Source organism: Achromobacter denitrificans NBRC 15125, from assembly GCF_001571365.1.
Lineage (GTDB): Bacteria > Pseudomonadota > Gammaproteobacteria > Burkholderiales > Burkholderiaceae_B > Achromobacter > Achromobacter denitrificans.
The window spans coordinates 1-14984 of the sequence record NZ_BCTQ01000021.1 but is presented as its reverse complement, the minus strand read 5'-3'; the positions used below and the strand labels follow the sequence as shown (position 1 = coordinate 14984).

Sequence of the window (14984 nt, the reverse complement as noted above, 5' to 3'; positions counted from 1 at the left end):
ATCCGGACCGTCGATCCGGGCGACCGGGAACATGGGCGGCGTTGAGCGCCCGCCAGCGAAACCCGCCGCATTTAGGTAAAGTACGGCCGTAACAAATTCACGAGAACTGAAACATGCGGTCAATTTATCGAGGAGCGCTCATCCTCACGGCGGCCCTCGCTCTCGCGGGATGCGACAAAGGCCTCGATACGCGCCTGGCCACCACCGACGCAGCCGCCTACAAGGCCTCCTTGAACAAGGCCTGGGCGGACATGACGATTGCGCAGCGGGACGCGTTCAACTGGGCCGTCAGCGATTTCGATCTGCAGCGGCTCATCGACAAGTACCCGAAATTGACGCCACGCCTGGTCATCACCCAGGAGGCCGACGAATACATCCGGACCCAGGGCGAGAGAGTGGCGAACGCCACGGCGGAGATTGCCAGGAACGCCGACAGATTCGCGCAGGAAGAGAAGCTTCTGCGGGAAGTCGAAGCGGAACTTGCGAAGGTCACGGCCAAAGGCGTGGGCATCGACAAGGACAAGTTCTTTTCGCGCTCGGATTTCGCGTACGAGGTCACCAACGGCAGCCGCTTCAATATTTCTTCGGCGCAATGGGACGCGTGGCTGTTCCTCAACGGCGAACAAACCACGGATCGCCATTGCCAGGTTTCCAGCTACTTCAAGCACAAGGGCGGCCTGCCCGCGGGCGCCACCAAGACGGCCACGGTTTCGGTCGGCTTCATGGATTGCTCCAACTGGGACACCCTGGAGGTGCAAAAGGCATCGACGCGGTATTTCCAGCTCAAGCTGATCAATAGTTCGGTCCGGAACTTCGATGAGCGCAACGTGTTGCCCACGTTCGCGCCGGATCGGGCCTTCTACGAAAAGAGGATCGCCGAGGCCACCAAGCAGGTCGCCATCGCCACCACGCATCGACGCTCCGTCGACTGATCGCCGCATCCCGGGCGCCGACGCTCACCCCGCGCCGGCGCCGCAATGAAAAAAGCCCTGCCAAGCAGGGCTTTTTGATACGCGCGGAGGCGTGGCGTCAGACGTTGAACAGGAAGTTCATCACGTCGCCGTCCTGCACGATGTATTCCTTGCCTTCGGCGCGCATCTTGCCCGCTTCCTTCGCGCCCTGCTCGCCCTTGTAGGTGATGAAGTCTTCGTAGGCGATGGTTTGCGCGCGGATGAAGCCGCGTTCGAAGTCGGTGTGGATGACGCCCGCGGCCTGGGGCGCGGTGGCGCCGATCGGCACGGTCCAGGCGCGCACTTCCTTCACGCCGGCGGTGAAGTAGGTTTGCAGGCCCAGCAGCTTGAAGGCGGCGCGGATCAGGCGGTTCAGGCCGGGTTCTTCCATGCCCATGTCGGACAGGAAGGCCTGGCGGTCGGCGTCGTCCAGGTCGACGATCTCGGATTCGATGGCGGCGCAGATGGCGACCACGGGCGCGTTGCGCGCGGCGGCGAATTCGGTCAGGCGGTCGAGCAGCGGGTTGTTGGTGAAACCGTCGTCGGCCACGTTGCCCACGTACATCGCGCGCTTGGCGGTGATGAAGCAGAGCTGGGCGATGTCGGCCTTTTCCTCGGTGCTCAGGTCCAGCGCGCGGATGGGCTTGGCTTCGTTCAGCTGGGCCACGCACTTTTCCAGCACGGCCACGATGCGCTGCGATTCCTTGTCGCCGGAGCGGGCCGTCTTCTGGTGGCGCTGCAGGGCCTTCTCGGCAGTTTGCAGGTCGGCCAGGGCCAGTTCGGTTTCGATGACTTCGATGTCGGCGATGGGATCGACCTTGCCGGCCACGTGGATCACGTTGGGATCCTCGAAGCAGCGCACCACGTTGACGATGGCGTCGGTTTCGCGGATGTGCGAGAGGAACTGGTTGCCCAGGCCTTCGCCCTTGCTCGCGCCGGCGACCAGGCCCGCGATGTCGACGAATTCGACGGTGGCGGAAAGGATGCGTTCAGGCTTGACGATTTCAGCCAGCTTCTGCAAACGCGGATCCGGCACCTCGACCACACCGACGTTGGGTTCGATGGTGCAGAACGGATAGTTCTCGGCGGCGATGCCGGCGCGGGTCAGAGCATTGAAGAGTGTCGATTTGCCAACGTTGGGCAGGCCGACGATGCCGCATTGCAGAGCCATGGGAATCCTGTGTAAGTACGGTATTGATCGTTAACGTTCTAGTTTACCCCGCCGGGCCGAATGGTTTTCCGGGAGCGACGGGCATGCGGCCCCGCTAGGCGGCCGCGGAGGGGACCAGGCGCATGACGAGCCAGATCATCAAAATGGGGCCGGCGTTGAAAAGCGAGTGCAGCAGCATGGCCGCGCCGATGCCGCGCCGCACGCGCATCCAGCCCAGCACCAGGCCGGTCAGCCATTGCGGCAGGACCAGCAGGGGCAACAGCCAGTACGGCGTCTTGGCGTAGACGAAGTTGGTCAGGTGCACGGCGGCGAAGGTCAGCGCGACCAGGTGGAACACCAGGCCGAAGTGCTTGAGGTAGTAGCGCCGCCAGGTGGTGTCCCAGCCCTTCAGGAGCTCGGCGCGCTGTCGCGCGCCCCAGCATGCCAGGATCACGAAGGCGGCGAGCAGGAGGCCGGTCCAGACCTTGGGGCCCCACAGCACCACGGGCAGCATCGCGGGGATCAGCCACAGGGCCTGCTTCGGCCGGCGCAGGCCATAGCGGAACAGCATCTCCTCGACCAGCGGCGCCCAGATCACGGCGGTCAGCCAGGGGATGTTGGTGGGGTCGAGCCGGTGCGTGACGCCCCCCAGCCCGGCCGCGGCCACCGCCACCGGCCCCAGCGCGAACAGGTTCAGGGCCCACAGCAGACCGGCCCAGGCCAGCAGGCGTCCGGGCGAGAGGTTGGGCCACCAGTCCGCCACCAGCCCGCTGGCGGCCGCCCTGCCGGGCAGCCGCGCCACCGGGCGCGGTCGGCGGATGAATCGCCAGAAATCCACGACTTCGCCGCGAAACCGCGTGCTCGTGGGCGGCGCGGCGGACGGGCGGGCGGTTTCGGCCATCAGGCGTCGTTGCCGCTATGGAGCTGGCGGGTAGCCAGCGGGAAATCGCCGGCCAGCATGGCGGGCACCACGGCGCGACAGCGGTCGATGACGGCTTCGATCTGCTTCTGTTCCTCGCGGCGCGGCGGATGCAGGACGAAATCCGCCACCTGCTGCGCCAGGCCCAGCGTGCGCGGATGGCCGATGCCGATGCGCAGGCGCCAGAAGGCGGGGCTGCCCAGCGCGGCCTGGATGTCCTTGAGGCCGTTGTGGCCGGCATGGCCGCCCCCCTGCTTCAGTTTCACCTGCCCGGGCATGAGGTCGAGTTCGTCGTGCAGCACCAGCACCTGCTCCGGCGTCAGCTTGTAGAAGCGGGCCAGCGCCCCGACCGCCTGGCCGGAACGGTTCATGTAGGTGGTGGGCTTGAGCAGCAGCACGTTGTCCGCGCCCAGCCGGGCCTTGGCCACCATGCCGAAAAAAGACTTCTCCAGCGCGAAAGACGCGCGCAGATCGTCCGCCAGGTGGTCGGCGAGCCAGAAGCCGGCGTTGTGCCGGGTGGTTTCGTAGTCGGGACCGGGATTACCCAATCCCACGATGAGGCGTATGGGAGTAGACATGATGGGGTGTTTAAACCAAAAAACCCTGCGCATGCAAATGCACACGCAGGGTTTCGGGCTCAAGCCGCCTGCGGGCGCGAGGGCCCGCGGCAGACTTAGGCGGCCGGAGCTTCGGCTTCGCCTTCCTCGGCAGCGGCGGCGCCGCCCTTCACGACGGCCGAAGCCACCAGCGGGTTGTCGTCACCGCCGTGGGGGACGTACGTCACGCCCTTGGGCAGCTTGATGTCGGCCAGGTGGACCGAAGCGCCAGGCAGCAGGTCCTTCAGGTCCACTTCGATGAACTGGGGCAGAGCGGCCGGCAGGCAGGTCACTTCCAGTTCGGTCAGGACGTGGCTGATGATGGCGCCGCCCAGCTTCACGGCCGGCGAGATTTCAGCGTTGACGAAGTGGAACGGAACCTTGGTGCGCAGGGCCTGGTTGGCGTCCACGCGCTGGAAGTCCACGTGCAGGACTTGCGGCTTGTAGGCGTGCCATTGAACCGAACGCAGCAGGACTTGCTCTTCCTTGGCCGCGCCTTCCAGCGCCATTTGCAGGATGGAAGCGTGGAACTCTTCCTTGCGCAGGGCGTGGTAGATCTCGTTGTGGTCGAGTTCGATGTTCAGGGGGGCAGCCGTACCGCCATAAACGATGGCGGGAACGCGGCCCGCGCGGCGCAGGCGGCGGCTCGCACTCGAACCCTGAACGCTACGCGCAGTGGCATTGAATTTCATGGATAACTCCAAAAACAATAAATGGCGAAGAGACTCCGCCGGTTGGTGCACGGCACGCGAAATGCGCGCCGTGTTTGTTGCGCCTTGCCGCGACCAGCAAGGCGCAAAACTCGGTATCCGGGCTACCCGCCCGAGGGACGCCGCGTCTTAATCGACGAACAGCGAGCTGACCGATTCCGCGTTCGAGATACGCAGGATGGTCTCGCCCAGCAGCGCGGCGCACGACAGCTGGCGGATCTTGCCGCTGACCTGGCCTTGCTCGGAGAGCGGGATGGTGTCGGTGACGACCAGTTCGTCCAGTTCCGACGCTTCGATGCGGTCGATGGCGCCGCCCGACAGCACGGGGTGCGTGCAATAGGCGTACACGGCGCCGGCGCCGCGGTCTTTCAGGGCCTGGGCCGCCTTGCACAGCGTGCCGGCGGTGTCGACCATGTCGTCCATGATGATGCAGGTGCGGCCGTCGACCTCACCGATGATGTTCATCACTTCCGACACGTTGGCGCGCGGACGGCGCTTGTCGATGATGGCCAGGTCGGCTTCCAGTTGCTTGGCCAGCGCGCGGGCCCGGACCACGCCGCCGATGTCCGGGGACACGACGACCAGGTTCGAGAAATTGCGGCGCCAGATGTCGCCCAGCAGGATCGGGCCCGCGTAGATGTTGTCCACGGGGATGTCGAAGAAGCCCTGGATCTGGTCGGCGTGCAGGTCCATGGTCAGGACGCGGTCGACGCCGGCCACTTGCAGCATGTTGGCCACGACCTTCGCCGAGATGGCCACGCGCGCCGAGCGCGGGCGGCGGTCCTGGCGGGCATAGCCGAAATACGGGATGGCGGCGGTGATGCGGCCGGCGGAAGCGCGGCGCAGCGCATCGACCATCACCATGATTTCCATCAGGTTGTCGTTCGTGGGCGCACAGGTGGGCTGCAGGACGAAGACATCCTTGCCACGCACATTCTCGTTGATCTCGACCATCACCTCCCCGTCCGAGAAGCGACCGACGGTCATCTTGCCCAGGGACATATCGAGGTGGTTGACTACGTCCACGGCCAGCCGAGTGTTGGCGGTGCCCGTGAAAATCATGAAGCTATCGTTTGCCATGATGGATGATGCGATGGTCGTTTAAGACACTAACGAGTGTTGCGAGTGATACGGGGGGTGATACCGAACGATACGACACACCAGCCGATCCGGAAAATAAAAAAGCTGCTGAACCCGGGCCAGTGTCTTACAGGCGTGTTCAACAGCTTTGTTATGTATTCGGTTGGCTGGGGAGGAAGGATTCGAACCTTCGCATGCCGGAATCAAAATCCGGTGCCTTAACCAGCTTGGCGACTCCCCAACTATCTTGCAATCCAATTCCGCAACGGATGTTCAGCTAACCCAGTACATGCCTGCACTAACCGAAACCGTGGATGCGTTTGGCTGAATGTTTTATCAGCGCCGCGCATTATAGCGGTAATTTCTGTTTTCGCCAAAACGGCTTCGGAAAGTTCGGAAAATTCGGCGTACAAACACGCACCAGATCCCGACATGCGAACCGCGACGCCGCGAGGCTTCAACTGTTCTGCAAGCCACCGCGATGCCCCAAGCACTTCTGGGTAAAGGCGGTAGACCACCGGCTCCAAGTCATTCCTGCCGAAGCAGAAAGTTGGCGAAGCAAGAAAGTCCGCTATTGTGATGTAAGAAGAATCCCTTGTCAAATCGGGTGCGGAAAAAATCTCAGCGGTCGGCACGCTGGCATCTGGTTGAGCCACCAGATAGGCGCGTTCCGGCAGCGTGACGGCAGCAAGTTCCTCTCCCACGCCCTGCGCGAACGCCGATTGGCCGAACACGAAAACGGGCACGTCGGCGCCCAGCGGCAAAGCCAGGGCCATCAGCTCGCGCCGGGACAGCCCCGTCCCCCAGAGCCGGTTCAGCGCAATCAGCACCGTGGCGGCGTCGCTGGAGCCGCCCCCCAGGCCCCCGCCTTGCGGGATGCGCTTCTCCAGCCCGATCTGCACGCCCTGCCTGGTGCCCGTGGCGCGCTGCAGCGCATGCGCGGCCCGCAGCGTAAGGTCCTGCTCCGGCGGCACCCCCGGCAGGTCCGTGGAGCGGCCGATGCCGCCGTCGGCCCGCAGGTCGAAATGCAGCGTGTCGCAAAGGTCGATGAAGCGGAAGGCGGTCTGCAGCAGGTGGTAGCCGTCGGCGCGACGGCCCACCACGTGCAGGAAGAGGTTCACCTTGGCGGGAGCGGGAACGTCGTAGAGGGTCACGAAAGACAACCGGGGCGAGGGAAGATCACATTCTAGCCAGACCGCGCCGGCCGCCGCGCCGCCCGGAAGGCCGCGCGGCAGCCGCGGCTCACGCCAGGCGAGGCGCCGCGCCCGGCGCCAGCCTGGGCGCCGGCGCGTCGATCACCCGCCCCTCGGGCAGCTTGAAGACCGCCACCGCGCCGGCGAGCTGGCGCGCCTGCTCTTCCAGCGCGCCGGCCGCCGCCGCGGCCTGTTCCACCAGGGCGGCGTTCTGCTGCGTCACGCCGTCCATTTGCGATACCGCGCGATTGACCTGATCGATGCCGGTGGCCTGTTCCTCGGAGGCGACGGAGATCTCGCCCATCAGGCCGGTCACGCGCTGCACGGACTCGACGATTTCGCGCATCGTGGCGCCGGCGTTCTCCACCTGCTCGGAGCCCATGTCGACCTTCTGCGCGGAATCCTCGATGAGCTGCTTGATTTCCTTGGCGGCGGCGGCGCTGCGCTGCGCCAGCGTCCGCACTTCGCTCGCCACCACCGCGAAGCCCTTGCCCTGCTCGCCGGCGCGCGCCGCTTCCACCGCCGCATTGAGCGCCAGGATGTTGGTCTGGAATGCGATGCCGTCGATCACGCCGACGATGTCCGCGATGCGCGACGAGCTGCCGGAGATGGCGCGCATGGTTTCCACCACGCTGGACACGGCTTCCCCGCCGCGCCGCGCCACGGCCGCCGAGGCCGCCACCATGCGGTTCGCCTCAAGCGCGGTATCCGCGTTCTGCCTGACCGTCGTGGCCAGTTCTTCCATGCTGGCGGCGGTTTCTTCGAGGGTCGCGGCCTGCTCTTCCGTGCGGCTGGAAAGATCGGCGTTGCCGGACGAAATCTCGTGCGCGCCCACGTTGATTTCGTCGACCCCGCGGCGCACGGCCGACACGGTGCGCACCAGGCTGTCCTGCATGCTCTTGAGCGCGGCCAGCAGCACGCCGATCTCGTTCCTGCCGCGGTCCGCCACGCGGCGCGTCAGGTCGCCTTCGGCGATGCGGCGGAAGATCTCGCCGGCCTCCAGCAGCGGACGCAGGATGATGCGGCGGATCAGCACGTGCGCGCCCACGGCCATGAGCAGGCCCAGCGCCAGGATCCCGGCCAGCAAGGACGTGAACAGGGCGTGGAAGACGGAGATCTCGTCCATGACGCGTTGCCCCGTGCCCTCGGCGCGCAGGATGAAGGCGTCGCGCTCGGTCATGAGCCGTTCCTGCACCTGCTGGGTGCCCTGCTTGAAATAGGCTTCCATATCGCCGGCCTCAAGCACGCGGCCCACGTTCTGCAGATTGGCGCTGAATTTGCCGTAGGCGTCGATCAGGCTGGCCGACTCGGCCGTTTCCTCGGCCGACAAGCCGCCTGAGAAACCCTGGAAGGCGCGATCGGCCGACACGATGCGCTGGCGCGCATGCTGCAGCGACGTCGCGTCGCTGGCATTGCCCTGCGCGACGCGGGTGGCGTAGCGGCTCAGGTCGGTGCGCGCCGCCACCAGCGACAGCGCGGCGGAGTTCACCGCGTTGACCTGCTGCGAGGAAAGGCGATAGAGCTGCGCGACGTCCTGGTTGGTTTGCCACAAGGCCGCGAAGCCCATGCCGCCCACCAGCAACTGGAAAGTGAAAAATACCGCGATGATTCCCAAAAGCATCGTCGCGATGCGTGTGTTCCTGAACATAGCCATTCTCCGTAAAAGCGGCGGCGACTGGCGTCGGCGCCGCATTGCGACCCGCGGCACGAACCACGGCCGGGGCGCCAGGGAGAATTATTCAATCAAGACAATATATTTCAATTCGTAACGCAGACGGATTTGCGGCGTCTGTTTCTTCGATTGAAATCCGCGCGACATGATAAGGGTTAACCCGTATCAGGCAACCCTGCCTCTTTGGCGGCAAGCCAGGCTCAGGGTTGGTTGACCACCAGCCGCAGCAGGATGCGGCGGCCCGGCTCCAGGCGTTCCAGGACCAGCAATTGCGGCCCCAGCGCGTCGTAGCGCGACAGCCGCGCGCGCCAGCCGCCCTGCTCGAATGCCGTGGGGCGGCCCAGCTCGTCGCGCGCGACCTCGACGGCTTCCGGTTGGGCGGCCAGCTTGCCGCGCAGCCAGTCGCGCAGCCCGGACACGGGCACGCTGCTGCCCAGGGCCTCTTCGGCCAGCGCATCGGGGTTGTCGGCCACGAGGCGCGTGCCGTCGGACTTGGTGAGGCTGGCGGCGCCCGGCCGGCCTTCCACGCGGGCTTCGGTCGATCCCAGCGGGTTGGTCAGGTCCAGCACGTAGCGGCGGCCGTCGTCCGACCAGGAAAAGCCGCCCTGCACGGCATTCTGCTTGCCGCTTTCCTCGTTGACGGTCAGCGCGAAGCGGCCGATGCGGGAAAAGGCGTCGGCGCTGGCGCCCTCGATCGGCTTGGGTGTGGTGCAGGCGGCCAGCACGGCGGCCAGCATCGCCATCAGCGTCCATCGCAACAGCATCGCGGCATCGCGCAGGCGCGGGATGCGCGCCGTCACAGGCTGACCCCCAGGCGCTTGATCACGTCCTGGACGGTCTTGTTCTTGGGATCCTTCAGCAGCGCGGCGCGCAGCAGTTCGACGGCCTGGTCGCGCTTGCCCTGGCTCCAGAGGACTTCGGCCAGGTGGGCCGCGATGTCGGCCTCCGGACGCACGCTGTAGGCGCGGCGCAGGTAGTCGGCGGCGGCGGTGGAGTCGCCCATCCGGTACTTGACCCAGCCCATGCTGTCCAGGATGAAGGGATCGTTGGGCGCCAGTTCCAGCGCCTGCGTGATCAGGTCCAGGGCCTCGGGCAGGCGCTGGTTGTGGTCGGCCAGCGTGTAGCCGAGCGCGTTGTAGGCGTGCGCGTGGTCCGGGTCCAGCGCGATGACCTGGCGCAGCATGCGCTCCAGGTCCGCGAGACGGTCCTGGCGCTCGTAGAGCATGGCCAGCTCGTACTTGATCTCGACCGTGTCGGGCATGGCCTGGTCGGCCGCTTCCAGCACCGAGATGGCCTGCGGCACGCGATCGGCGTCGCGCAGGATCTGGGCCTTGGTCAGCACGCCCAGCGTGCGTTCCTCGTCGTCCTGGGGGCCGGCGGCATCGATCAGGGACAGCGCGCTGTCGATGTGGCCGCCCTTGGCGCGCAAGACGGCCTGGCGCATGCGCACGGAGTAGCGCAGGGTCGGGTCGTCGATGCGGCCCAGTTCGGCGATGGCTTCGTCGTAGTGCCCCTGGTCTTCGGCGATGCGGGCCAGCAGCACGTGGGCGTCGGCCGCCGCGGCGCCGGCGTCGGTCGCGCCCGGCACGGTGGCGCGCTGGCGCTGGTTCTGCACGTCCAGGTACTGCTGCAGCAGCGACTTGGCCTGCGGCAGCTGCCCGGCCTTGTAGGCCAGTTGCGCCTGCATGAACAGGAGGTCGAAGTCTTCCGGCGAACGGCGCGCCATGGCCTGCAGTTCGGCCAGGGCGCCGTTGTAGTCGCCGCTGTCGGCCAGCTGGCCGGCCAGCATCAGGCGCACCTTGCGGGCGTTGGGATTGCGGGCGATGTAGGCGCGGGCCTCGGCCTGCGCGCGCTGCGGATCCACCTTGGAGCCGTATTCCAGCACGCGCTGGGCGGCGGGTTCGGAGCGGGGGTCGGCCGCCAGGGCCGCGCGCGACTCCTGCGCGGCGCGCTCGTAGTCGCCGGCGGCGGAGGCCACGTCGGCCAGCGCCAGGTGCGCGGCGGGCAGCTTGCGCACGCTGTCGCTGAGGGATTCGTCGAGGATGCGCAGGGCCAGGCGGCGGTCGTTCAGGCGGCTCAGCACGGCCAGGGCCTGGCCGATGGCGGCCGGCTTGTCGCGGGAGGCGTCGATGCGGTTGCGCAGCGCCTGGGCGAGGCCCTTGGTCTGGCCGTTGGCCGCGGCCAGCGCCAATTCGGTAGAGCTGGCCTCGATATCGTTGGGCGACAGGCGCGCCCAGACGCGGGCAGCCTCCAGCGCGCCGGGCAGGTTGCCGCCGGCCAGCTGGAATTCCAGGGCGCGGCGGGCCAGGCGGGGATCGCTGGTATCCCGGGCCAGGCCCAGCATGGTGGTGGCCGCCGAGCCGTACATGCCGCGCTGCGCGGCGATTTCAGAGGCCAGCACGCGGTAAAAGATATCGGCGGTCAGCGACACGTAGGGCAGTTGCCCCGGACGCAGGCGGATCACCTCGGTTTCAGGCTGACGACTCTGGGGCGCCATCCGGGGCCCGGTCGCATCGCGGGTCCGGCTGTCGGCGGCCTGCGCCGGCGGGGTCAGTATTGCTGCCAGCGCAAGCGCCAGCGCGGCAATCCCGATGTTCATTGGTTTGAAAGACGACTTCACGCGGCCCGTCCGGTTGATGGCACAATCTTCGTACACGCAATTGATGATCTTACACTGGCTCATGCCGGAACTGCCTGAAGTCGAAACCACGCGTCGGGGAATCGACGCCGTCATCACCGGCCGGACGCTGACGCGCCTGGTCGTCCATGAATCCCGCATGCGCTGGCCCATCCCGCCGGATCTGCCGGCGCTGGTGCGCGGCCGCGCCGTGCTTGAGTGCGCCCGCCGCGGCAAGTATCTGCTGCTGCGCTTCGAGCACGGCACCCAGATCGTCCACCTGGGCATGTCCGGGTCCCTGCGCAGCGTCGCCCCGGGCGAATTCCTGCGCAAGCACGACCACGTCGAATGGATCTTCGACCAGGCCGTGCTCCGCCTGCACGACCCGCGGCGCTTCGGCGCGGTGCTGTGGCATCCGGCGTCCGAGGGCCCCATCGAAGACCACCCCCTGCTGGCCAAGCTGGGCATCGAACCCTTCGACCCGCGGTTCGACGGCGCCTGGCTCCACCGGCACTTCAAGAACCACGGCGCCGCCGTCAAGCAGGTGCTGCTGGCGGGCATGGCGGTGGTGGGCGTGGGCAATATCTACGCATCGGAAAGCCTGTTCCGGGCCCGCATCAACCCCAAGACCCCGGCCAACAAGCTGTCGCCAGCCCGCTGCGACCGGCTGGCCGACATGGTGCGCGCCACCCTGGCCGACGCCCTGACCTCGGGCGGCAGCACCCTGCGCGACTATGTCGGAGCGACCGGCGAGCCCGGGGCCTACTTCGAGATCCACGCGGCGGTCTACGAACGGGAAGGCCTGCCCTGCCGCGTCTGCGCCACCCCGATCCGGCGCTTCGTGCAGGGTCAGCGCGCCACTTACTACTGCCCGAAATGCCAACGTAACTGAGTCCGGGAAGCCCCAAAATCCGCGGGAAATCCCTGTAAAAACAAGGACATTTGTTTATAGCAAACGTATTGCACAAATACTAACGCCGCGCTATATTCCTTCCACACCCCTATGCCTATAAAAGTGGAAGGAGCCTCCATGAGCAAGCAATTCGCCTCGCACGCCGACCTGGAAGACAAGGTCGTCTCGTTCGAAAAACTGTCCGACAACGCCTATGCCTACACGGCCGAAGGCGACCCCAACACGGGCGTGATCATCGGCGACGAGGCCGTCATGGTGATCGACACCCAGGCCACTCCCGTCATGGCGCAGGACGTGATCCGCCGCATCCGCGAAGTCACCGACAAGCCCATCAAGTACATCCTGCTGTCGCACTACCACGCCGTGCGCGTGTTCGGCGCGTCCGCCTACAACGCCCAGGAAATCCTGGCCAGCCGCGACACCTACGACCTGATCGTCGAGCGCGGCGAGCAGGACAAGGCCAGCGAAATCGGCCGCTTCCCGCGCCTGTTCCGCAACGCCGAATCGATTCCGCCCGGCCTGGTCTGGCCGACGATGACGTTCAAGGGCGAAATGACCGTCAACCTGGGCAACCTGGAAGTCAAGCTGCTGCAGGTGGGCCGCGGCCACACCAAGGGCGACACCATCGCCTGGCTGCCCGAACAGAAGATCCTGTTCGCCGGCGACCTGGTCGAATACCAGTCCACCCCCTACTGCGGCGATGCCTATTTCCGCGACTGGCCCACGACGCTGGACGCGCTGTCGGGCTTCGAAGCCGAAAAAATGGTTCCCGGCCGCGGTCCGGCGCTGAAGAACGCAACCGAAGTCCGCCAGGGCCTGGCCGGCACTCGCGCCTTCCTGACCGACCTGTACGGCGCCGTGAACCGCGGCGTGGCCGAAGGCAAGGACCTGAAGACCATCTACCGCGAGGTCTACGACTTCATGAAGCCGCGCTACAGCGACTGGGTGATCTTCGACCACTGCATGCCGTTCGACGTGTCGCGCGCCTACGACGAGGCCACCGGCTACACCGATCCGCGCATCTGGACGGACAAGCGCGACCTGGAGATGTGGGCGCAGCTGGAAGGCTGATCCCAGGGGGCCGCGGCCAGCGGCCCCGCCCCGCCGAGCAGGGACCGGAATCGCGCGCCGCAAGGCGGCGCGCGGCATCGGCGCATAAAAACAATATGACCCACACAGGAGACGATCGTGGGAGACATCGACTTTCAGGCGATGGAATTCGCCTATGAAAAACACGCCGACCAGGCCGCCAGCGCGCTCGCGCGGCACCCGGTCGTGGTCGTGGGAGCCGGCCCGGTCGGGCTGAGCACCGCGCTGGACCTCGCCCGCCAGGGCGTGCGCGTGGTGGTCCTGGACGACGACTTCCGCCTGTCCACCGGCTCGCGCGCCATCTGTTTTTCCAAGCGCACGCTGGAAATCTGGGACCGCCTCGGCGTCGGCCAGCGCATGATCGACAAGGGCGTGTCGTGGAACGTGGGCAAGGTCTTCTTCCGCGAACAGGAAGTGTGGCGCTTCGACCTGCTGCCCGAACCCGGCCATCGCCGCCCGGCCTTCATCAACCTGCAGCAGTACTACGCCGAAGGCTATCTGTACGAGCAGGCGCGCCAGGAACCCAATATCGATCTGCGCTGGAAGAACAAGGTCGTCGCCGTGACCCAGGCGGACGACGGCGTGACGCTGAGCGTGGAGACGCCCGACGGCTCGTATCCGCTGCACGCGGACTGGCTGATCGCCTGCGACGGCGCCCGTTCGCCGGTGCGCAAGCTGATCGGCCAGGAAAGCCACGGCCGCATCTTCCGCGACCGCTTCCTCATCGCCGACGTCAAGATGCAGGCCGACTTCCCGACCGAGCGCTGGTTCTGGTTCGATCCGCCCTTCCATCCCAACCAGTCCGTGTTGCTGCATCGCCAGCCCGACAACGTCTGGCGCATCGACTTCCAGCTGGGCTGGAACGCCGACCCGGTCGAAGCCGTCAAGCCCGAGAACGTGCTGCCGCGCATCCGCGCGCTGCTCGGCCCCGACGCGCGCTTCGAGCTGGAATGGGTCAGCGTCTATACCTTTGCGTGCGAACGCATGGACAAGTTCCGCCATGGCCGCGTCGTGTTCGCCGGCGACTCCGCCCACCGCGTCTCGCCGTTCGGCGCGCGCGGCGCCAACAGCGGCGTGCAGGATGCCGAGAACCTGGCGTGGAAACTCAAGCTGGTGCTGGCCGGCCAGGCGCCGGAAACGCTGATCGACAGCTACGGTACCGAACGCGAGTACGCGGCGGACGAGAACATCCTGAATTCCTCGCGCGCCACCGACTTCATCACGCCCAAGAGCGACATCAGCCGCAGCTTCCGCAACGCGGTGCTGAATCTCGCCAAGACCCACCCCTTCGCGCGCTCGCTGGTCAACAGCGGCCGTCTGTCGCTGCCATCCACCTATGCCGGCTCGCCGCTGAATACGCCCGACGCGGACGCCTTCACGGGCCGCATGGTGCCCGGCGCCGTCGCGCTGGACGCGCCGGTGGAAACGCGCGGCGCGCCCGACTGGTGGCTGTCGCAGCTGGACGGCGAATTCGTGCTGGCGCTGTTCTGCGGCGATGCGCCGCCCGCCCGCGACACGCTGCTCGCGCTGCAGGCGCTGCGCATGGCGCCGATTCCCGTGAAGGCGGTGCTGGTGGCCGGCCCGCAATGCGATCTGTCGGCGCTGCCGGCGGACCTGGCCGCCGTGACGGACCGCGAAGGCTGCCTGGGCAAGCGCTACGACGCCCAGCCCGGCACCGCCTACCTGATCCGCCCCGACCAGCACATCGCTGCGCGCTGGCGCGCCTTCGACACCGCCGCCGTCGCCGCGTCGATCAACCGCGCCACGGGCCGCGCCTGAACTCCGAGGTCAACCCATCATGCTGATTACCGAAACCAACCTGGCCTCGCCCGACGACTTCTACGAAGCGCTGATCGACACTCACCGCGACCTGAGCAACGAGCAGAGCCAGGAGCTCAACGCGGCGCTGATCCTGCTGCTGGCCAACCATCTCGGCGACATGGACGTGCTGCGCGAAGCGCTGCGCCAGGCACGCGCCTCGGTAGCGCCGTAGGATGGGTGGAGCGCGGCAGTTCCTAGGTGAGAACCTAGCTGCCCAACGCGCGAAACCCATGCGGCCGTAGGCAGACGGTGCCTGGCATCGGCCGAAAAACAA

Annotated in this window: 14 protein-coding genes and 1 tRNA gene; 5 read left to right on the top strand and 10 right to left on the bottom strand. The window is 66.7% G+C overall.

Annotation, left to right across the window (positions count from 1 at the left end; all coding sequences use genetic code 11):
- The first annotated feature begins 113 nt into the window (after positions 1-113).
- Positions 114-932, top strand: coding sequence for a hypothetical protein (locus ADE01S_RS17920; protein ID WP_062683082.1), 819 nt, complete (start codon positions 114-116; stop codon positions 930-932).
- Between the two features lie 97 nt (positions 933-1029).
- Here the strand turns inward: ADE01S_RS17920 and ychF are convergent, their stop codons facing one another.
- The 10 genes from ychF to ADE01S_RS17870 form a co-directional block, all read right to left on the bottom strand.
- Positions 1030-2121: a redox-regulated ATPase YchF gene (ychF, locus tag ADE01S_RS17915; protein WP_006385927.1), complete on the bottom strand. Its 1092-nt coding sequence runs from the start codon at positions 2119-2121 to the stop codon at positions 1030-1032.
- Positions 2122-2215: 94 nt separating this feature from the next.
- Positions 2216-3001 (bottom strand): CPBP family glutamic-type intramembrane protease, encoded by a 786-nt coding sequence (locus ADE01S_RS17910; RefSeq protein ID WP_062683081.1) that lies wholly within the window; start codon positions 2999-3001, stop codon positions 2216-2218.
- Entirely contained in the window at positions 3001-3597 is a 597-nt protein-coding gene (pth, locus tag ADE01S_RS17905) for an aminoacyl-tRNA hydrolase (protein ID WP_062683080.1), read from the bottom strand. The genes ADE01S_RS17910 and pth overlap by 1 nt, the downstream gene beginning before the upstream one ends.
- Before the next feature lie 95 nt (positions 3598-3692).
- The gene (locus ADE01S_RS17900; RefSeq protein ID WP_062683079.1) at positions 3693-4307 is read right to left on the bottom strand and encodes a 50S ribosomal protein L25/general stress protein Ctc; all 615 of its coding nucleotides are present in this window, start codon (positions 4305-4307) and stop codon (positions 3693-3695) included.
- 147 nt (positions 4308-4454) lie between these two features.
- Positions 4455-5405: a ribose-phosphate pyrophosphokinase gene (locus ADE01S_RS17895; protein ID WP_062683078.1), complete on the bottom strand. Its 951-nt coding sequence runs from the start codon at positions 5403-5405 to the stop codon at positions 4455-4457.
- Between the two features lie 164 nt (positions 5406-5569).
- Positions 5570-5646: transfer RNA gene (locus ADE01S_RS17890), tRNA-Gln, on the bottom strand.
- 1 nt (position 5647) lies between these two features.
- Positions 5648-6559, bottom strand: a complete 912-nt coding sequence (gene ispE, locus ADE01S_RS17885) for a 4-(cytidine 5'-diphospho)-2-C-methyl-D-erythritol kinase (protein ID WP_062683164.1) — start codon at positions 6557-6559, stop codon at positions 5648-5650.
- Positions 6560-6647: 88 nt separating this feature from the next.
- Complete coding sequence (locus ADE01S_RS17880) at positions 6648-8246, bottom strand: methyl-accepting chemotaxis protein (RefSeq protein WP_062683077.1); 1599 nt, start codon at positions 8244-8246, stop codon at positions 6648-6650.
- 224 nt (positions 8247-8470) lie between these two features.
- Positions 8471-9034 (bottom strand): lipoprotein insertase outer membrane protein LolB, encoded by a 564-nt coding sequence (gene lolB / locus ADE01S_RS17875; protein WP_062683163.1) that lies wholly within the window; start codon positions 9032-9034, stop codon positions 8471-8473.
- A 32-nt stretch (positions 9035-9066) separates the two neighbouring features.
- The gene (locus ADE01S_RS17870; RefSeq protein ID WP_062683076.1) at positions 9067-10953 is read right to left on the bottom strand and encodes a tetratricopeptide repeat protein; all 1887 of its coding nucleotides are present in this window, start codon (positions 10951-10953) and stop codon (positions 9067-9069) included.
- Between ADE01S_RS17870 and mutM the strand changes: the two genes are divergently transcribed.
- The 4 genes from mutM to ADE01S_RS17850 all read left to right on the top strand — a co-directional run bounded on the left by mutM (position 10952) and on the right by ADE01S_RS17850 (position 14882).
- The gene (gene mutM, locus ADE01S_RS17865; RefSeq protein ID WP_062683075.1) at positions 10952-11779 is read left to right on the top strand and encodes a bifunctional DNA-formamidopyrimidine glycosylase/DNA-(apurinic or apyrimidinic site) lyase; all 828 of its coding nucleotides are present in this window, start codon (positions 10952-10954) and stop codon (positions 11777-11779) included. The genes ADE01S_RS17870 and mutM overlap by 2 nt on opposite strands.
- 138 nt (positions 11780-11917) lie before the next feature.
- Positions 11918-12871: an MBL fold metallo-hydrolase gene (locus ADE01S_RS17860; RefSeq protein WP_062683074.1), complete on the top strand. Its 954-nt coding sequence runs from the start codon at positions 11918-11920 to the stop codon at positions 12869-12871.
- A gap of 117 nt (positions 12872-12988) precedes the next feature.
- On the top strand, positions 12989-14668 hold the full coding sequence (locus tag ADE01S_RS17855) for an FAD-dependent oxidoreductase (protein ID WP_062683073.1): 1680 nt from the start codon (positions 12989-12991) through the stop codon (positions 14666-14668).
- Positions 14669-14687: 19 nt separating this feature from the next.
- Entirely contained in the window at positions 14688-14882 is a 195-nt protein-coding gene (locus ADE01S_RS17850) for a DUF2783 domain-containing protein (protein ID WP_062683072.1), read from the top strand.
- Positions 14883-14984: the final 102 nt, after the last annotated feature.